The organism is Aeromonas sp. ZOR0002 (assembly GCF_963866995.1).
GTDB lineage: Bacteria > Pseudomonadota > Gammaproteobacteria > Enterobacterales > Aeromonadaceae > Aeromonas > Aeromonas caviae.
Genome location: NZ_CAWMFQ010000043.1, coordinates 1 through 19155 on the forward strand (window position 1 = coordinate 1; position 19155 = coordinate 19155).

Consider the following 19155-nt stretch of genomic DNA (forward strand, 5'->3'; position numbering starts at 1 on the left):
CACCATGGGCGACACCACCGCGACCGGTGCGCCGACCGTGGTTATCGTGGATGATGCCAACAACGACCAGATGCTGACCAAGGCCGAGATTGGCAATGATCAGATCCAGGTACGCGCCGGGATCAATCACGCAGACCTGGTTGCGGGCGGCAAGGTGACGCTGACCATCAACAATGGCGGGGTGAACAGCACTGTCCAGTTGACGCTCAAGGCCGATGGCACCCTGCTGGCAAGCAATGGCAAGAGCTACGGCTATCAGAATGGCACCATCAGCTGGACGGAGACGACCCCGGCCAACGGCAAGTCGTTGACGGTGACGGCGACCCAGACCGACAAGGCGGGCAATGTCTCCCTGCCGGGCAGCGACAACGCGCAGATCCTGAATGAAGCGCCGGAGACGGCGAACAAGCAGGCAAACGGTCAGGAAGATGCCGCCAGCATCGCCATTCCGACCCTCAGTGGCAGCGACATCGATGGCAACGTGGTGAGTTTCACCATCAAGAGCCTGCCTGCCAACGGCATCCTCTATCTGAACGGGGTGGCTGTGACGGTGGATCAGAGCATTGCGGTGGCGGACGCCGGCAAGCTCACCTTCACCCCGAATGCGAACTGGAACGGCAACACCACCTTCAACTATGCGGCGGTAGACAACGACGGCGCCGTGGATGCGAGTCCCGCAACCGTGACCATCAAGGTGGATGCGGTCAACGATCTGCCGACGCTGACCATCTCCAATGGGGCTGTCGTCTCCGAAGAGGGTCTGGCAAACGGTATTGCCGACACGGTCGGCAACCCGGATACCACCAACGCCATCAAGGCGTCCGGTACCCTCTCGGTGGGCGACATCGACAGCAGCACGCTCAGCATCTCCCTGAACGGACCGGCCGGGCTGACGTCCGGTGGGGCCAAGGTCCAGTGGAGCTGGGATGCGGGCAGCAAGACGCTGGTCGGCTACACGGGGGCGATTGGCGGCGCCGATTACAAGGCGGTGGTCGAAGTCAAGCTGACGGCACCCAATGCCAGCGGCAAGGGAGAGTGGACCTATGACGTGACCCTCAAAGGCCCCCTCGACCACGGGGATACGACCTCGGAAGACAAGCTGTCGTTCCAGCTGGACGTGGAGGTCTCCGATGGCAGCGGTGTCACCAAGGGCAAGCTGGATGTCAGCGTCGAGGACGACTCCCCCATTGCCGGCAACAGCGATGCCGTTTCCGTGGTGAAGACCGATATTCCGAACGTGCTGACCGGGCTCTTCGACCTGACCAAGTACAGTGGCAACCAGAGCACCCTGAACATGGCGGGCTTTACCATCAGCGCCCTGGGCTTCAAGTCGGCAACTGATTCCTCACTGGTAACGGCGGAGGTCAACGGCTCCAGCTCGGGGCTGGGGGTGGCCAGCGGTGCTGCGCCTTACCACAACCTCGCCAACGAGATTGACTTCCGTCACTTTGCCGACGGATCGTCCGCCTCCGAGCAGCTGATCATCAGGCTGGATGCGGGCAAGGTCGCCTACGGCGCCAACATCAAGTTCAGCAAGATGTTTGGTGGCGAGCTGGAGAGCGGGGTCGTGGAGTTCTATCGCGGTGGTGTGCTGATCAGCACCCTGGTATTCAACTCCAACGCATCGGGTGGGGAGTTCAACCAGAACTTCCAGGTGCAGCAGGGTGGCTTCGATACCATGGTGATCAAGGCGACCAACAACGGCAACACCAATACCTCCGACAACAGCGACTTCACCGTACAGAGCATCGAGTTCCTCGGTGCCAACACGGCGCAGGCCATCGCCTATGGTTCCGGCACCGTGACCCCGCAGTGGGGGGCGGACGGCAAGGGCTCCATCGGGCTGGTGCTGGACCCGGCGACCTTCGAGAATGGTCTGCGGACGGCTTCCGGCTCAGCCATCGCCATCACCGCTAGCGGGGCCAATACCCTGCTCGGGAAGGATGCGGGCGGCAACCTCGTCTTCAAGCTGGAGTTCACGCCAGCCACCGGCAAGTGGGAGTTCTTCCAGTACCAGCGCATGTCCAAACCCCTGGGTGATGGTGACATCGACTTCCAGATCCGGGTGGTGGATGGTGACGGTGACGCCAGCATTGGCTCCTTTGCCACCAAGCCTCTGTTCACGCCGCTGGTTCAGGGTGTCTCCAGCGAGAGCGTGACTGAAGGGGGCAACCTGTTGCACAAGGTCACCTTGTCCGATGCGACCCAGGAAGCGACCGAATACGATTTCGCCATTCGCGGATCGGGCAACAACCCCGCCTCCAACCAGGACTGGGGCAATGCCCAGTTCAGCAACGGCGTGACCTACAACAGCACCACCGGCAAGATCACGGTACCGGCGGGCGTGACAGACTTCACGGTGACCATCCCGACGGTGAACGATCGTCTGGTCGAGACGAACGAGACCCTCTCGGTGACCATCGGTGGTCAGAGCGGGACCGGTACCATAGTGGACAATGATCGGGCGCCGACGGCGGCTGGCGGCCACAGCGCCGGTGCCGAAGATCAGCCCCAGGTCCTGACCTGGGCCCAGTTCGGTGCCAGCGACGATCAGGGCGCGACTGATCTCGGGGTGCAGATCAACACCCTGCCGCTGAACGGTACCCTCGAATACCTCAATGCGGCTGGGCAGTGGGTTGCGGTGCAAACCGGATCCCTCATCTCCTATGCCGAGGTGAACGCAGGCCATCTGCGCTTCGTGCCCGGTCTGAACGAATCGAGCACCCATGCCGCCAACGGCAACGGCGCCGTGGTCGGCAACATGAAGGGCGACTATGCCAGCATCGGCTATCAGATAAGCGACGGTGCCAACCTCAGCAACGGCAGCAAGCTGGTGATCGACGTGGCGGCGGTGGCCGACAAGCCGACCGTTAACCTGACTCTGGTGGGCAACGGTATTCCCCTTTACAACCTGAGCTTCCCGAGCGCGGGGATCACCACGGGCCAGTTCCAGTCCGGCAACTTCGACAAGGGGGCTCTCGGGATCACCAAGACCCTGACCGATAGCTCTTCTGGTCAGGATCTGGTCAATGGCACCAGCGGCAACGACTACATCGTGAGCCAGAAGGGAGGCGGCGACAGCCTGGTCGGCAACCAGGGGGATGACATTCTGGTGGGCAGCGATGCCATCCAGGGCGATTCCCTCTACGGCGGTGAAGGCAACGACATCCTGGTCTCCGGTCTTGGCAATGACGGCCTCTATGGCGGGACTGGCACGGATATCGCCGTGCTGCCCGGCAATCGTGCCGACTACTCCATCAAGAAGGGCGAGGGTTATTCGAACAACGACAAGTGGTTCGACTTCGTCGTGTTCGAGCGAGGCGTCGGGGTGACCAAGGCCCTGCACGACATGGAATATGTCCAGTTCGCAGACGGCATCTACCAGATCAACCAGACCACGGGTGAGCTGACCCTGGTTCCGCCGACCAAGGTGGATTACCCGGTCGAGCTGACGGCCTCCCTCACCGACAGGGATGGCAGCGAGGTGTTTGACAGCCTGGTGCTGAGCGGCATGCCCAAAGGGTCCGAACTCTACAAGGGCAGCCAGTTGCTGGGTACCGTCGGGGACGATGGCAAGCTGACCTTCACCGCGTCGGACAAGCTGTGGAGCAGCAATGCACTGGATCTGAACCTGAGCGGCCTGACTCTGCGGGTACCGGGTGACAAGGCGGGCCTGGTCAATCTCAAGGTCGATGTCATCGCCAAGGAGGTCGGGACCGATCTGACCAGTACCGCGACCGATGACGACAGCATCCGCCTGAGCTACTTCAACGCCACCGAAGGGGAGCCGGGGGACCAGAACCGGAGCTATGGCAGCGAGCACAATATCGTGGTGGGGGATCTGGATGGCAGCGTGATGCTGCCGGGCCAGAACTACAACCTCGCCTTTATGGTCGACAGCTCCGGCAGTATCGGCAGTGACGCCATGGCGACCATCAGAACCCAGCTGTCCCAAGTGTTTACCAGCCTCAAGAACTCTGCGGGGGCAGCCGGTGCGGGCAAGGTCAATATCTTCCTGGTGGACTTTGATACGTTGGCCAACAAATCGGTGAGCGTGAACCTCAAGGATTCGGATGCGTTGACCAAGTTGCAGGCGATCCTCGACAGCATGGATGGCAGCAAAGACAGTGGCGGCGGGACCAACTATGAAGATGTGTTCCAGACCACGGCCAACTGGTTCAACAGTTCGACCGCACAAGGTAATACGAATGCCAAGAACCTGACCTATTTCATTACCGATGGCAAGCCGACCTTCTATCTGGACAGTGAGGGAGGCAATCCGATCGTCAATGATAAGTTCTGGGATGATGATGTTCGTCTTAACACGGTGCTTAAGGGCAGCTATGTGGCGGGCAAAATCTATAACAATGATGGGAAGACCATCATTGATGCTCAGGGCAGGGTCTACTCCTACGACTGGCGGGGTACCCAGAGCACCATCGGAGCCATGCGACCAGATGGTAAAGGCGGTTACGTATACTGGTCTCTTGGCGGCAATGGGCAGGACTCCTCTGACACAACCATCACCAACTCGGTAGCCGGCTTCGGCCTGCTGACCGGCATGGGAGTGACCGTCGAGGCGATCGGACTGGGAGCGAATATCTCCTATAACGATCTCAAGTCCTACGACTCTGATGGTGTTATCAAGACAGGGGTCAATGCCTCCGATCTGGCCAATGCCATCCTGGGGACGCCGGTCAGCAACCTGCCCGGCGTTGACAGGCTGGATGGCGGTGCCGGCGACGACATCCTGTTTGGCGACGCGGTACGCTTCACCGGCATCAGCGGGGAAGGGTATGCGGCCATCAAGCAGTATGTGAGCGGCAAGCTGGGGGCAGGGTCGGTGACCGATGCCCAGGTGCACGCCTACATCACGGATCACGCCAGCGAGTTCGATCAGTCGTCGGCCAATGACAAGGGGGACACCCTCCTCGGCGGTGATGGCAATGACATCCTGTTCGGTCAGGGGGGGGATGACTTCCTGTACGGCGGTGCCGGCAACGACACCCTGTTCGGTGGTAGCGGCAACGACACCCTCTATGGGGAAAGCGGCAACGATCGCCTCTATGGCGGCAGTGGCAACGACACCCTCTATGGCGGTACCGGCAACGACATCTTGAGCGGCGGGCTGGGCAACGACATCCTGATCGGGGGGGCCGGCAACGACATCCTCATGGGGGATGCAGGTGCCGATACCTTCACCTGGCTGAAGGGGGATACCGAGGCTGGCAAGGTGGCCAAGGACTACATCGTCGATTTCAGCAAGTCGGAAGGGGACAAGCTGGATCTGAGCGACTTGCTCGACAGCGATGGCAGCAAGAGCGAGAGCTCCCTGAAGAGCCTGCTCTCGGTGTTCCAGGACAGCGAAGGGGTGCATCTGCAGGTCAAGGAGAGCAGTGCCGCGCCGGTGACCCAGGAGATAGTGCTGATGAACCACACCTTCGACACCCTGACGGGCGGTTCTGGAACCACTGCCAACCAGGTGATCGATTTCATGTTGCAAAACAATATGTTGGATATCAACAAGTAACAGCCAAGCGGGCTGGGCAAAAGCGGCAGAGCAATCTGCCGCTTTTTTTATGGGGGATTTTCGGGTGGATGGGCGCAGACGAGGGGGAGGGCAATGCAAGGAGAAGGTAAAAAAAGGGCGCCCTTCAAGAGAAGGGCGCCCGGGGTAGACGGGATGATTGCCAGAGGATCAGGCGTTGACCCCTGCCAGGCGGGAGCCGCGCTGGAAGCAGTTGGCCAGCAGCAGCAAGGTGGTGACACCGACGGTGCCGAGCACCAGCCAGGGCAACCAGGGTTGCCCCTGGGCCATGGCGTAGTCGTGCAGGGCGCCGCCCCCCACGTAACCCGTCATACCTCCGAGCGCCAGTCCCAGTCGGCTGAAGCCCATGTAGCTGCCCCGCGCCCCCGGTTGTGCCAGCTTGGTCATCAGGGTTTCCCGCGCCGGCTCGGCGATGACGATGCCGAGATAGAAGCAGGCGAGCAGCAGGAAGACGGCGGGCAAGGTGGTGGCAAAGGCCACCAGCCCGATCCCCGTGGTCATCAGCAGCACCCCCGCCATCAGGCGGTTCTCCAGCTTGAAGTGGCGCTCGCCGAACCGGGCAAGGGGGTAGAGCAGGGCCAGGGAGATGGCCGTCTCCAGGGTGTACATCCAGCCCACCGCCGTGGTGCTGCCCGCCATCTGTTTGACCAGAATGGGGAAGATCAGCATGACCTGCACCCAGAGCGCGTAGTAGCCGCTCAAGATCAGCACCAGTCGGCAGAAGGCCTTGTCCGCCAGCACCTGGCCGAGGCCGTCCCGGATCGGCGTCGGGCGCACCGAAAGCTTGTAGGGGGGCAGGATCAGCAGGTTGCACAGGGCGGCGCAGACGAAGAGACCGGCACCCAGCAGGCAGACATATTCAAAATCGAAGTTGAGCAGCCAGCTGCCGAGCAGGGCTCCCACCACGGCGCCGGCGCTCTCCAGCATCATCAGCAGGGAGATGTAGCGACCCCGCTCCCGTGGCCGGGTGAACTTGATCACCAGGGCGGCGCGGGGGGGATCGAACAGGCAGCCACCCAGCCCCGAGATGATGCAGGAGAGGATCAGTTCCAATCCGCTCTGGGCATAGGCCAGGCTGGCAAACCCCAGCGCCCGCAGCAGCATGCCGCAGACGATGAGGGGGCGCGCCCCGAACTTGTCGGCGAGGGAGCCGCCAAAGACCCCCAGCCCTTGCTGGGTAAGCTGACGCAGCCCCAGTGCCAGTCCGACCACACCGGCGGCCCAGCCCAGTTGGTCGACGAAGCGCAGGCTGATCATGGGCATCACCACGAAGAAGCCCAGGATCACCAGCAGGGAATCCAATGCCAAGAACCACCGCCCCAACCGCCTCGCCCGATCCACCATGACCCTGATACCTCTGTTTGCTTCGCTGATATTGTTGTCTTTCTTGCCCGAACGGCGCCGTCACCAAACAGAGCCAAGGAGGATGACAACTCCCTGGCTCGGTGGCGTTCAGCCGATTCATGACGATTGATGCTGCTATTCTGGTGGGGCGCCAGATATAGTGGTAGCCGACAACTGGCTATATTTCATATTGGATTTGGTTATGGCTATGACCCTCGACGATTTGCAACTGCTGCTGGATGTGGCCAACCGTGGCAGCTTCAGCAAGGTGGCCGCCATTCGCGGCTGGTCACAACCCATGGTGAGCCAGCGCATTGCCGTGCTGGAGCAGGAGCTGGGTCAGTCCCTGTTCCGTCGCCATCGTCGGGGGGCCACCCCGACCCCGGCCTGCGAGCAGTTTCTGCCTGCCGCGACCGCGGCCCTGAGCGCACTGGAAGGGGGGCGGCTGGCGATGCAGGGGGCGCCTGCATTGCCGCGGATCCGGCTCTCCTGCCTCCCCTCCCTGACCACGGCGGTGTTCGGCCCCCTGCTGCTGGCCCTGGTGGACGAGACCTTCGAGATCCGCTGCAACACGGATCATTCTGGCATCATCATGCAGGAGTTGCTGACCGGCGAGACCGACGTGGGCTTCATTCTCAAGTGCCCTGCCATCGCGGGCATCCAGCTCGAACTGCTCTACCGTTCCCCCATCATCGCCGTGGCCTGCGCCACCCACCCGCTGGCCGGGCGGCAGGGGCTGACCCTGCAGGACATTGCCAACGAGCGGCTGGCGCCCCAGCAGTGGGGGACGGGCTGCGACGAGCTGATCCTGCAGTTGCGTCTGCTGCGCCAGGTGGCGAGCCCGCTGCACGCCATCCAGCCAGCAAGTGCGGCGCGTGAGCTGGCGCTGGAGCACGGCTTCATCACCCTGATGCCGGCGCTCGCCATCACCCGGGATCTGGAGTTCGGTCGCCTGGTGAAGCTGGACGTGGTGGATCTGCCACCGGATCACTGGGACGTGATGATGGCCTGGCGCAGCGGCAAGCGCCCCAATCCCGCCAAGGAGCGGGTGCTGGAGGCGGCCCGTACCCTTGCCCGGCGCTGGTCGGGCAAGCGGACATAAAAAAGCGCCGGACCAGGCCGGCGCTCTTCGCTTATTCCCCTTGATGCCCGCTCAGACTCAGTAACTGGCCTTGAGGGTGACGCCGGAGAAGGCGCTGAACCCGCTCAGCTGCACGTGCCAGGTCCCCGCCTTGGGGGCGTTCAGGGTACAGGTTTCGGCATTGCCGCTCTTGTAGGGGCGGCAGTCATAGCTGCTGGCGGTCGGCGCGCTGCCGAACTTCACGTAGAGATCCGCATCCCCGCTGCCGCCGCTGCTGGTCACCACCAGCTGGCTTCTGCCGGCGGGCACCTCGACGGTGAAGTTCAGCTTGCCCCCCTTGGCGGCGGTGAGATTGCTCACCGGTACCCCGTTTTGCAGCACGCTGCCCGGTTGGGGCGTGGTGCCGCCACAGGTGGCATTGACCCCGACGGCGGTGAAGGCGGCTGCCACGTCGATCACGCTGTAGCCGAGATCCGTGGCGGCCCTGGTTACCCCGCACGCCCCCTGATCGAAGGTGGTGTTGGGGCCCCAGTAGAGGCGGTTGGCCAGCACGAACACCTCGAACGCCTTGCGGGTTTGCCAGCCGCTGGTGTTGGCCAGCAGGTAGAAGGCGCGGTTGTAGACCCCGGAGCTGTGGTGCACGTCGATGCCGTCATAGTAATCGCTGGCGTGGCCGATGGACTTGCCGTCCCGGGCCGGGTCCTCGAAGTAGCGCAAGGAGCCGTTGCCCTTGAAGATCTGGGCCCCTACCAGCCAGTCGTTGCTGCCCTTCATGTAGTATTCGGCCGCTTCCCCCGCCATGTCGGAGAAGGCCTCGTTGATGCCGCCGGACTGACCGGAGTAGACCAGTCCTGAGTTCTGCTCGGTGAAGCCATGGCTCACCTCGTGGGCTGCCACATCCAGGCTTACCAGTGGATAGAAGGTGGTGGCCCCGTCGCCGAAGGTCATCTGGCTGCCGTCCCAGAAGGCGTTCTCGTAGTTGCGGCTGTAGTGCACCCGCATCTTGAGCTTGAAGCTCAGCGGCGCCGTGTTGTACCAGTTGCGGTACATGTCGAACACCACGTTGCCGAAGTAGTGGGCATCGTTGAGAGGGGAGTAAGCACCGTTGATCTCCTTGACCGTGTTCTCCGGGCAGGTGAACTGGTGGATGGTGCCCCCCGTGGTGCCGTGATTCATGTTGAGGGTGTCCACATTGGTCCCCGTCATGCGGCAGTTGTCATCCACCTGGAGGGGGCCAAAGTCGGCGCCGTAAAAATACTTGCCGGTCTTGACGTTGCCCCCCGGGCCGGTGGCGTCCTTGTGGTTGATCCCCTCCCAGCGTTTGAGCTCGCTGCCGGTCTGGGCGTCGATCATCACGAAGGGGCGGCTCGGTTCCTTGCTGGCGGCGAGCCAGGAGACCAGATAGACCAGTCTGGCCTGGCCGGTCTCATCCTGCATCACGAACAGCTTGACCTGTTCGTTGCTCCCCTTGGCACCGCTGCGAGCCTGGCGTGCGGCGTCGCTGGCGGAGAGGGCTACGGCCGGGCCCGTCAGGTCGGCATCGATCTTGCGCAGCATGGTGCCGGACACCTGATTGACCTGGCCCCCCAGCGCCTGATCGGCCACCAGAACCTGGCCCCACACCGGAATCCCCTGCCAGGTCTGCTCATAGCGTATCCGCTGCTGGCCATTGGGCAGCGTCACCGCCCGCACCTTGCGAAACTCGCCATCCCCGGCGCCAAGGGCGCCAATCTTGGCGGCGCCACTCACCGCACCGGCCAGGTCGGAGACCTGGTTCACTTCCACCTGTTCTGCCGCCATGGCGGCGCTTCCCCAGCAGGCCAGCATGACGGCCAAATAGACTTTGTTCATCTCGTCTTTCCTTAGTCGATGAAGATTACACGCCGGGTCCGTTGCCCGGCGCTCTTACACTAGTGGGAAGGGGGAAAATAACGGCCTGTCATTTGTCACAGGGCAGCGAAAACAGGTAGCACGATTCACTTTTACAGCGCCAATCATCCATAAATGCTGGTAATGGCAGCATGTTGAACCGCTGTGAGGGGTGATTGATGACCTGGGGATCAAGGTGCCCGCATGGGGATCGCCATATGGGGGTTGCCAGCGGGGAAGTCGGTTGAAAAGTCCTTGGCAAACAAGGGATTGATTGACTACATTGGCTCCCATGCCGGCAGATGGCCGGAGCGGAACCGGGGAGGAGTGGCGATGTTTTCATGGCAACTGGATGACGAGCTGGCGCTCCTGTTCCTGCAACCCGACATGGCCAGCGAGCTGTTTCGCCTCTGCCAGCGCAACCGCGACTACCTCTCCCAGTGGCTGCCCTGGGTGCCCCACATCCAGCAGCCCGCCGACAGCGCCACCTTCATTCGCCACGCCATCGAGAAGTTTGCCCGGGGGGAGGGGCTGACCACGGCCATCGAGTATCAGGGGGAGGTGGTCGGCGTCATCGGTTACAACCAGATCGATCAGGATCTCAGCAAGGTGACCATCGGCTACTGGCTGGCGGAGCGCTGGCAGGGGCACGGCATCATCACCCGGGCCTGCCAGGCCCTGATCCATCACGCCTTCGAGGAGATGGGGATGGAGAAGGTGGAGATCAGCGCCGCCCTCGAGAACGAGGCGAGCCGGGCCGTGTGCGAGCGGCTGGGAATGACCCAGGAGGGGATGACCCGGCGGGCGGAGCGGCTGGCGGACAGGGTGGTGGATCATGTGCACTACGGCCTGCTGCGGGACGAGTGGCTGAGGCTGAGGGATCTCTGATGACCTTTCTGTCCGCTTCCAACCTCCTGAGGGCGAGATGACGACGCTGCCCCACATTGTCACCCCCCGCACCCGGCTGACCGTGCTGACCCCGGAGCGAGCCTGCCTGATGGTGGATTTCTATCTGCGCAATCGCGCCCACCTCTCCCCCTGGGAGCCCAGGCGGGAGGAGAGCTTCTACACCCTCGCCCACTGGCAGACCCGCTTGCGCGACGGTTACGGCCACTATTTCGAGGGCAGTGCCGTGCAACTGGTGGCGCTCGATCCCAGGGGGGAGCGGGTGCTCGCCACCTGCAATTTCACGAACATTGTGATGGGCATGTTCAAGGCGTGCCACCTGGGCTATGCGATTGACAAGGAGCACGAGGGGCAGGGCCTGATGCAGGAGGTGGTGGCCGCCGGCATCGATCACCTGTTCCGGGAGCGGGGCCTGCATCGCATCATGGCCAGCTACATGCCCGCGAACCTGCGAAGCGGCGCGCTTCTCGAACGGCTGGGGTTCGAACAGGAGGGATACGCTCGGGACTATCTGATGATCAACGGCCGCTGGGAGGATCACGTCCTCACCGCGCTCATCAATCCCGCTGGCTAGCAGAGCCGTTGTCGAAAGGGGGGCTGGCGGGTGACCGCCATCGCTTTTTCACTGCAAGATCGCACTATCTGTACGCCTCTCATACCCCTGGGGATAAAAGCGTGTAAAATTGCGCCCTGAATTTTCCCGGCCGGCAGACGCAGGCCGCGACTCCATACATGCAAGGCAGACATTGTGACAGAAGTAGATAGATTCGCGGACATTCGCCCCTATCGCGATGAAGAAGTGCCGGCTGCCATCGAGCGGCTGATCCAGGATGACGAGTTTATCGGCGCCATCGCCAAATACCGCTTCGGTTCCCTGATGAGCTGGCTGGGCTGGGCCATTCGCCCGCTGATCCGCCAGTTCCTGCGCCACAAGTGGGCCAAGGTCAGCACCATCCATCAGGTACAGATGGGGGTGACCCGCTACATGACCAGGATGATCGCCACCTCCACCCAGGGAGTGAGCTTCTCCGGGCTCGAACACCTCAAGAAGGAGCAGGGCTACCTGTTCGTCTCCAACCACAGGGACATCGCCATGGATCCGGCGTTCGTCAACTGGGGGCTGCACACCCATGGTTTCGATACCGTGCGCATCGCCATCGGCGACAACCTGCTGCGCAAGCCCTGCGCCACCGAGCTGATGAAGCTCAACAAGAGCTTCATCGTCAAGCGCTCCGCCAAGGGACCGCGGGAGATGATGAAGGCCCTCGGCGAGCTGTCGGCCTACATCGGCCAGTCGGTGCACGAGGGGCACTCCATCTGGATCGCCCAGAAGGAGGGGCGCGCCAAGGACGGGGATGACAAGACGGATCCGGCCATCCTCAAGATGTTCTACGTGGACGGCAAGAAGCAGAAGATCGACTTCGTCGACTACATGCGCAGCCTCAACATCGTGCCGGTGAGCATCAGCTACGAGCTGGATCCCACCGACAAGGCCAAGGCGCGCGAGCTCTACGAGAAGTCGGTCAACGGCAGCTACGAGAAGGGCGAGTTCGAGGACATCGAGAGTATCGTCGCGGGCATCGTCGGCCAGAAGGGGCGGGTACACGTCTCCTTCGGCGCCCCCATCACCGAGGGCTTCAGCGATCCAGACGAGCTGGCGGCGCTCATCGACAAGGCGATCTGGAGCAGCTATCGCCTCTTCCCGGGCAACTACCTCGCGGCGGATGTGCCCGGCAAGGCCAGCACCATAGAGCAGAGCGCCTTCCTGACTCGCCAGTCCGAGGTGCCACAAGAGCACAAGGCCATCTGGCGCGCCATGTACGCCAAGCCGGTGGAAAACGCCGGAAAGGTTTGAATGGCACCGCTTTTGAGCGGGTGATGGAAAAAAAACGGGAGCAGATGCTCCCGTTTTTGCGTCTGGTCAAAGTCGGGGGAGATTGGGTAGTGAATAATATTGTTTCAACTGGTACGATCATCGGGTGAATGGGCGAGTATCTCTTGGCAGGGGCGGACGAGTATGCAACAGTGACTCGGCGCCATCGGCTTGGAAGCGACAGCGCCCCCGTCTGCACGGATGGCAGACGAGACGATAAAAGGACCTTCAATGGTCCTTTTTCATTGGTGCACAAAGATAGACCACAGATATACCTAAGGATGCGAACCTCATGATCACCGGCAGTCTGGATACCTTGCAACGCACCCCCTTGCCCGCCCCCCTGAACCGTATCGTGGCCGAGGTGGTGCAAAGCGTCGAACGCTGGCTGCACGCTCCCCTCGGCAAGCAGGAGGTCGACGGCCTCACGCTGTTCTGCCTGGTGAGCGAGGATCTGACAGAGCCGGTGGCGGATCGCCGGGGCGAGTTTCATGAGCAGTATCTGGACATCCAGCTGCTGCTGCGCGGCGAGGAGTGGATCGGCGTGGGCCCTCACGCCTACAGCCGGGACGGTGCCGACCATCCTCACCCCGATCTCTGGTTCGTCGATGACGAGCAGACCAGTTATCTGGCGTTGCAGCCCGGCGACTTCGCCATCTTCTGGCCGGGAGAACTGCATCGCCCCCTCTGTACCCTGACGACCCCAGGTCCGGTCAAGAAGCTGGTCGTCAAGGTTCACCAGTCGCTGCTGACCGGCGCCTGAGTGGCAACCGGGGCCTGGAGTCCCGAGTGATTGGGCCAACAGAGGCCCGTTGCGAATCGCTGATTCGACGCGCGCGCCAGACGAACGGTCTGCGCCCAACGATTTGAAAAATTGGACGCACCCTCCTGCGACCATAAGCCCCCGGCAGGGGAATCCCATCCATCGCTGGATGACACGACACTGTCGGCGTAAAGCCGAAGCACAGGAAGATGTAGAACATGAGCAAGTTGGTATTGATCCTTAACTGCGGTAGCTCTTCCCTGAAATTTGCCGTAATGGACGCTGAAACGGGCGAGGACATGCTGTCCGGCCTGGCCGAATGCTTCAATCTGGATGACGCACGTATCAAATGGAAACTCCACGGGGTCAAGGGCGACGCCATGCTGGGCGCCGGTGCTGCGCACCAGGAAGCCCTCGACCACATCGTGGGCCACATCCTGCCCCAGGATCCCGCCCTGGCCGATCAGCTGGTCGCCATCGGCCATCGCATCGTGCACGGCGGCGAGCAGTTCTCCCGTTCCGTGCGCATCGATGACGGCGTGATTGCCGGCATCGAAGCCGCCATTCCGTTTGCCCCCCTGCACAACCCGGCGCACCTCATCGGCATCCGTGCCGCCCTCAAGGTGTTCCCGGCCCTGGCCGACAAGAACGTGGCCGTGTTCGACACCGCCTTCCACCAGACCCTGCCAGAGGAAGCCTACCTCTACGCGCTGCCCTACAAGCTCTATCGCGAGAATGGCATCCGTCGTTACGGCGCCCACGGCACCTCCCACCGCTTCATCGCCGAAGAGACCGCCAAGGCGCTGGGCAAACCGCTCCATGAGCTCAACATCATCAACTGCCACCTGGGCAACGGTGCCTCCGTCTGCGCCATCAAGAACGGCGAGTCCGTCGACACCTCCATGGGGCTGACCCCGCTGGAAGGGCTGGCGATGGGCACCCGCTCCGGTGACATCGACCCTGCCATCGTCTTCTTCATGCACGACAACCTGGGTTACAGCGTGGACAAGATCAACCAGGTGCTGACCCGCGAATCCGGCCTGCTGGGCATGACCGAGGAGAGCAGCGACTGCCGCTACGTCACCGGCAACTACGCCACCGACGCCGGTGCCAAGCGTGCGCTGGACGTCTTCACCTATCGCGTTGCCAAGTACGTCGGCGCCTATGCTGCCGCCATGGATGGTCGCCTGGACGCTCTGGTGTTCACCGGCGGCATCGGCGAGAACGCCGCCATGGTGCGCGAGATGGTGCTGGCCCGACTGGCCCTGCTCGGCTTCAAGATCGACAAGGAGGCCAACAACGCCGCCGTACTGGGCGGTGAAGGCCCCATCACCGTCGAAGGCAGCCGTCTGGCCCTGGTGATGCCCACCAACGAAGAGCTGGTGATCGCCCGTGATGCCCTGAGCCTGGTCGGCTAAGGCACCCTCTGGTGACGACAACGCCCGGCCCCTGCCGGGCGTTGTCGTTTCGGCAATAGTGATCGGCCTGTCATTTGACATGGGGGACCAGATGCGTACCCTGACCGCTGTGTGATATTGCGGAGGTAACGATGAAAGAGATGTTTTTCAACTGGTTGTCAGGCCTGGGGGTCGATGTGACCCCCATGATGGCCCTGGTGATTGCCCTGGGGTTCATCGTGCTGACCGCCATGGTGCTGCACCTGGTGCTGCACCGCATCCTGCTGGTGCGCCTGGTGGGGCTGCTTGGCAAGACCAAGCAGATGTGGCTGCCGCCCCAGTTGCAGCAGCGCCTCTTCTACCGGCTCGCCTTCGTGTTCCAGGGGGCCGTGCTGCTCGGTCAGGCGGAGATCTGGCTGCCCAAAGCGTCCGAGAGCCTGGCGCTTATCGAGTTGCTGGCCCAGCTCTGGATCCTGCTGTTCCTGCTGCTGGCTCTGTTCGCCCTGCTCGACTGCCTGCTCTCCCTGAGCCGGCATACCCGGCTTGGGCGGGATCTGCCCCTGCGCGGCATCTTCCAGGGGGTGAAACTGGTGGCCAGCATCCTGGTGGGCATCCTGATGATCGCCCTGCTGCTCGGCAAGTCGCCCCTCTTCCTGTTCAGCGGCCTGGGGGCCATGACCGCGGTCCTGATGCTGGTGTTCAAGGACCCCATCCTCGGCCTGGTGGCGGGTATCCAGCTCTCCGCCAACCGCATGCTGAGCGTCGGTGACTGGCTGCAGATGGACAAGTACGGGGCGGACGGCGAGGTGACCGACATCGGCCTCACCACGGTCAAGGTGTCGAACTGGGACAAGACCATCACCACCATCCCTACCTATGCCCTCATCTCCGACTCCTTCAAGAACTGGCAGGGGATGACCGAATCCGGCGGGCGCCGCATCAAGCGCAGCGTCAACATTGACATGACCAGCGTGCGCTTCCTCACCTCGCAGGAGCAGTTGCAGCTCAAGCAGGCCAGGTTGCTGGCGCCCTACCTCAGCCGCAAGGAGCAGGAGCTCAGCAGCTACAACCAGCAGCTCAGCGATGCCATCAGCTGCCCCATCAATGGTCGCCACCTCACCAACCTCGGCACCCTGCGCGCCTATCTGGACGCCTACCTGCGGGCTCATGCGGGTATTCGCAAGGACATGACCCTGATGGTGCGCCAGTTGGCACCGACCACGGACGGCCTGCCGCTGGAGATCTACTGCTTCACGGCGACCACCGCCTGGGCCGAGTATGAAGGGATACAGGCTGATATTTTCGACCACATATTTGCGATAATTGAGCAATTCCATCTGCGTTTGCATCAGTCGCCAACCGGTTATGACATGCACAGTTGGAAAAACGGCTGATCCCGCTTATGGCAAGGTGCCGCGGCGCAGCGCGGCACCGTATTTAATCACCGACCCGTCAGCACGTGGCGGTTGAAATTTGCATGGCAGAGGAGAAAAATGGCGGCCTTCTCTTCGCCCCGGGCGCGCCCGTCGCCTCCGCGCTGGCCAGAGTGCTGAACCACCCCCTTTATCACAGGAAAGTTATGAAGCTCCTCCACAACACGGCGGCCGCACTGTGCTGCTCCCTGATCCTGGCCGCCATGCCCGCCCTCGCCATCGAATATGCCCTGCCCGCAGCCAACAGCCGCCTGGTGGGGGAGAACCTGGACTACGTGGTGTCCCCGGAAGAGGCGGGCCAACCCCTGGAAGCGGCAGCGGCCAGATTCCAGCTCGGCTTGACCAACATGCTGGAAGCCAACCCCAAGGCAGACCCCCTGCTGCTGCAGGCGGGCGAGAAGCTGGTCGTGCCGCACCAGCTGATCCTGCCGGATGCCCCCCGTGAAGGCATCGTGCTGAACGTCGCCGAGATGCGCCTCTACTACTACCCCAAAGGCAAGAAGGTGGTGGAAGTGCTGCCGATTGGCATCGGCCAGCTCGGCACCGACACCCCGGAAGACTGGGTGACCAGCGTGCAGCGCAAGAAGGCGGGCCCGACCTGGACCCCGACCGCGAAGATGCACGCCGAGTACGCCGCCCGTGGCGAGACCCTGCCTGCGGTCTGGCCGGCCGGTCCGGACAACCCCATGGGGCTGTTCGCGCTCTACATCGGCAAGATGTACGCCATCCACGGCACCAACGCCCAGTTCGGCATCGGCCTGCGGGTGAGCCACGGCTGCGTGCGTCTGCGCAACGACGACATCGAGTACCTGTTCAAGCAGGTCCCGGTCGGTACCCGCGTCCAGTTCGTGAACCAGCCCATCAAGGCCTCTGTCGAGCCGGATGGCCGCCGCTACCTGGAAGTGCACCAGCCTCTCTCCCGCAACCAGGAGGAGTTCAACTCCAGCCTGCCGGCCCCGCTGCCCATGTCCACCGCCGTGACCCGCTTCATCGCCCACGCGGACAGCGACTCCCAGCTGGTCAAGCAAGCCCTGGAGCAGCGCAGCGGCATGCCCATCGCCATCAACCGCTGATCCCGCCCGTCGGTATCCCGAGCCCCGGCCACTGTCGGGGCTTTTTTATGGCGCGGGGGAGGGGATCATCAGGGTAAACCCTTGGCAGATCGGGATAAAATCCGGCCTTATTGCAATTGAGTGGTTGCTTGGTTAGGTGTTAAACGTTTTCTATGTGTTTTTTATTTGTTAAAAGTGGTTGTGGTCCGGCGATCTGCTGATTACTCTAGGCCGGTTTTTTAAGGAAGAGTTCGTCGCAAGAACGAACACAGACGTCACATAACGGAGTTTTGAATGACAGCTAGCACCCCCATGCTCATCACCTTTCTGGTGTACATCCTCGGGATGGTATTGATCGGCTTTATCGCCTATCGCGCCACCCAGAACTTTGACGACTACATTCTCGGCGGCCGCCGCATGGGGAGCTGGGTGACCGCCCTCTCCGCCGGCGCCTCCGACATGAGTGGCTGGCTCCTGATGGGCCTGCCCGGCGCCGTCTTCATCGGCGGCATCTCCGAGAGCTGGATCGCCATCGGCCTCGTCATCGGCGCCTACTTCAACTGGCGCTGGGTGGCCGGTCGGCTGCGGGTTCACACCGAGAAGAACCGCAACGCCCTGACCCTGCCGGACTACTTCACCTACCGCTTCGAAGACAAGAGCCGGGTGCTGCGCATCCTCTCCGCCCTGGTGATCCTGCTGTTCTTCACCATCTACTGCGCCTCCGGCGTGGTGGCCGGTGCCCGCCTGTTCGAGAGCACCTTCGGCATGAGCTATGACACCGCCCTCTGGGTCGGCGCCGCAGCCACCATCACCTACACCTTCTTCGGCGGCTTCCTCGCGGTGAGCTGGACCGATACCGTGCAGGCCACCCTGATGATCTTCGCCCTCATCCTCACCCCGGTGTTCGTCATCATCGCCGTGGGCGGCATCGACACCGCCATGGTGCAGGTGGCGGCGCAGAACGCCAGCAACCTCGACATGTTCAAGAACCTGGACTTCATCGCCATCATCTCCCTGATGGCCTGGGGCCTGGGCTACTTCGGCCAGCCCCACATCCTGGCGCGCTTCATGGCGGCGGACTCCCACCACTCCATGGCCAGCGCCCGTCGCATCAGCATGACCTGGATGGTGCTGTGCCTGGGCGGCGCCGTGGCCATCGGTTTCTTCGGCCTCTCCTACTTCTCCACCTTCACCGAGCAGGCGGGCGGCGTGACCACCAACCCGGAGCGCGTCTTCATCGAGCTCTCCAAGATCCTGTTCAACCCCTGGATTGCCGGCGTGCTGCTCTCCGCCATCCTGGCGGCGGTGATGAGTACCCTCAGTTGCCAGCTGCTGGTCTGCTCCAGCGCCATCACCGAGGATCTCTACAAGCCCTTCCTGCGCAAGAACGCCTCCCAGAAAGAGCTGGTGTGGGTCGGCCGCGCCATGGTGCTGCTCATCTCCCTCATCGCCATCGCCGTGGCGGTGAACCCGGAGAACCGGGTGCTGGGGCTGGTAAGCTACGCCTGGGCCGGCTTCGGTGCCGCCTTCGGTCCCGTGGTGCTGCTCTCCGTGCTCTGGTCCCGCATGACCCGCAACGGCGCCCTGGCGGGCATGCTGACCGGTGCCCTGACCGTCATCATCTGGAAGCAGTTCGGCTGGCTGGGTCTGTACGAAATCATCCCGGGCTTCCTGTTTGCCACCCTGGCCATCGTGCTGTTCAGCCTGTTGGACAAAGCCCCCTCCAAGGCCATGCAGGATCGCTTCGCAGAAGCCGAGCAGGAGTTCCAGAGCCCCATGGCAGACGCCATTGCGGCAAAATAACCCCCGCCTCGACGACAAAAGCCCCGCAACTGCGGGGCTTTTTAATGGCTATGTCCCAATTACGTGTTGCATGGGGCGCCCCAGTG

General features: G+C 62.6%; 12 protein-coding genes. 10 read left to right on the top strand and 2 right to left on the bottom strand.

Annotation, left to right across the window (positions count from 1 at the left end; all coding sequences use genetic code 11):
• Positions 1-37 precede the first annotated feature (37 nt).
• A complete protein-coding gene (locus AACR77_RS03235; protein ID WP_269429271.1) occupies positions 38-5530 on the top strand; it encodes a type I secretion C-terminal target domain-containing protein in 5493 nt (1830 codons plus the stop codon).
• Positions 5531-5698: 168 nt separating this feature from the next.
• Here the strand turns inward: AACR77_RS03235 and mdtH are convergent, their stop codons facing one another.
• Complete coding sequence (gene mdtH, locus AACR77_RS03240) at positions 5699-6892, bottom strand: multidrug efflux MFS transporter MdtH (protein ID WP_029314794.1); 1194 nt, start codon at positions 6890-6892, stop codon at positions 5699-5701.
• A gap of 202 nt (positions 6893-7094) precedes the next feature.
• Here mdtH and AACR77_RS03245 point away from each other — a divergent pair, with 202 nt between their 5' ends.
• The gene (locus AACR77_RS03245; protein WP_029314793.1) at positions 7095-7994 is read left to right on the top strand and encodes a LysR family transcriptional regulator; all 900 of its coding nucleotides are present in this window, start codon (positions 7095-7097) and stop codon (positions 7992-7994) included.
• A gap of 57 nt (positions 7995-8051) precedes the next feature.
• Here the strand turns inward: AACR77_RS03245 and AACR77_RS03250 are convergent, their stop codons facing one another.
• Positions 8052-9824, bottom strand: coding sequence for a M4 family metallopeptidase (locus tag AACR77_RS03250; protein WP_042879696.1), 1773 nt, complete (start codon positions 9822-9824; stop codon positions 8052-8054).
• Between the two features lie 351 nt (positions 9825-10175).
• Here AACR77_RS03250 and AACR77_RS03255 point away from each other — a divergent pair, with 351 nt between their 5' ends.
• The 8 genes from AACR77_RS03255 (at position 10176) to putP (ending at position 19069) form a co-directional block, all read left to right on the top strand.
• Complete coding sequence (locus tag AACR77_RS03255; RefSeq protein WP_042879697.1) at positions 10176-10730, top strand: GNAT family N-acetyltransferase; 555 nt, start codon at positions 10176-10178, stop codon at positions 10728-10730.
• Between the two features lie 37 nt (positions 10731-10767).
• Positions 10768-11322: a GNAT family N-acetyltransferase gene (locus AACR77_RS03260; protein WP_042016041.1), complete on the top strand. Its 555-nt coding sequence runs from the start codon at positions 10768-10770 to the stop codon at positions 11320-11322.
• 174 nt (positions 11323-11496) lie between these two features.
• Entirely contained in the window at positions 11497-12603 is a 1107-nt protein-coding gene (locus AACR77_RS03265; RefSeq protein WP_042016043.1) for a 1-acyl-sn-glycerol-3-phosphate acyltransferase, read from the top strand.
• Positions 12604-12913: 310 nt separating this feature from the next.
• Positions 12914-13384, top strand: coding sequence for a YhcH/YjgK/YiaL family protein (locus tag AACR77_RS03270; RefSeq protein WP_010675526.1), 471 nt, complete (start codon positions 12914-12916; stop codon positions 13382-13384).
• 218 nt (positions 13385-13602) lie between these two features.
• Positions 13603-14802: an acetate kinase gene (locus AACR77_RS03275; protein ID WP_010675525.1), complete on the top strand. Its 1200-nt coding sequence runs from the start codon at positions 13603-13605 to the stop codon at positions 14800-14802.
• A gap of 131 nt (positions 14803-14933) precedes the next feature.
• A complete protein-coding gene (locus AACR77_RS03280; protein ID WP_010675524.1) occupies positions 14934-16175 on the top strand; it encodes a mechanosensitive ion channel family protein in 1242 nt (413 codons plus the stop codon).
• A gap of 185 nt (positions 16176-16360) precedes the next feature.
• On the top strand, positions 16361-17287 hold the full coding sequence (locus AACR77_RS03285; protein WP_010675523.1) for a L,D-transpeptidase family protein: 927 nt from the start codon (positions 16361-16363) through the stop codon (positions 17285-17287).
• Positions 17288-17560: 273 nt separating this feature from the next.
• On the top strand, positions 17561-19069 hold the full coding sequence (putP, locus tag AACR77_RS03290; RefSeq protein WP_042879699.1) for a sodium/proline symporter PutP: 1509 nt from the start codon (positions 17561-17563) through the stop codon (positions 19067-19069).
• Positions 19070-19155: the final 86 nt, after the last annotated feature.

Bases quoted from the DNA above. Each gene is read 5' to 3' on its own strand.
- mdtH (WP_029314794.1), bottom strand. From the start codon at position 6,892: ATGGTGGATCGGGCGAGGCGGTTGGGGCGGTGGTTCTTGGCATTGGAT.
- AACR77_RS03245 (WP_029314793.1), top strand. From the start codon at position 7,095: ATGGCTATGACCCTCGACGATTTGCAACTGCTGCTGGATGTGGCCAAC.
- AACR77_RS03250 (WP_042879696.1), bottom strand. From the start codon at position 9,824: ATGAACAAAGTCTATTTGGCCGTCATGCTGGCCTGCTGGGGAAGCGCC.
- AACR77_RS03255 (WP_042879697.1), top strand. From the start codon at position 10,176: ATGTTTTCATGGCAACTGGATGACGAGCTGGCGCTCCTGTTCCTGCAA.
- AACR77_RS03260 (WP_042016041.1), top strand. From the start codon at position 10,768: ATGACGACGCTGCCCCACATTGTCACCCCCCGCACCCGGCTGACCGTG.
- AACR77_RS03270 (WP_010675526.1), top strand. From the start codon at position 12,914: ATGATCACCGGCAGTCTGGATACCTTGCAACGCACCCCCTTGCCCGCC.
- AACR77_RS03275 (WP_010675525.1), top strand. From the start codon at position 13,603: ATGAGCAAGTTGGTATTGATCCTTAACTGCGGTAGCTCTTCCCTGAAA.
- AACR77_RS03280 (WP_010675524.1), top strand. From the start codon at position 14,934: ATGAAAGAGATGTTTTTCAACTGGTTGTCAGGCCTGGGGGTCGATGTG.
- AACR77_RS03285 (WP_010675523.1), top strand. From the start codon at position 16,361: ATGAAGCTCCTCCACAACACGGCGGCCGCACTGTGCTGCTCCCTGATC.
- putP (WP_042879699.1), top strand. From the start codon at position 17,561: ATGACAGCTAGCACCCCCATGCTCATCACCTTTCTGGTGTACATCCTC.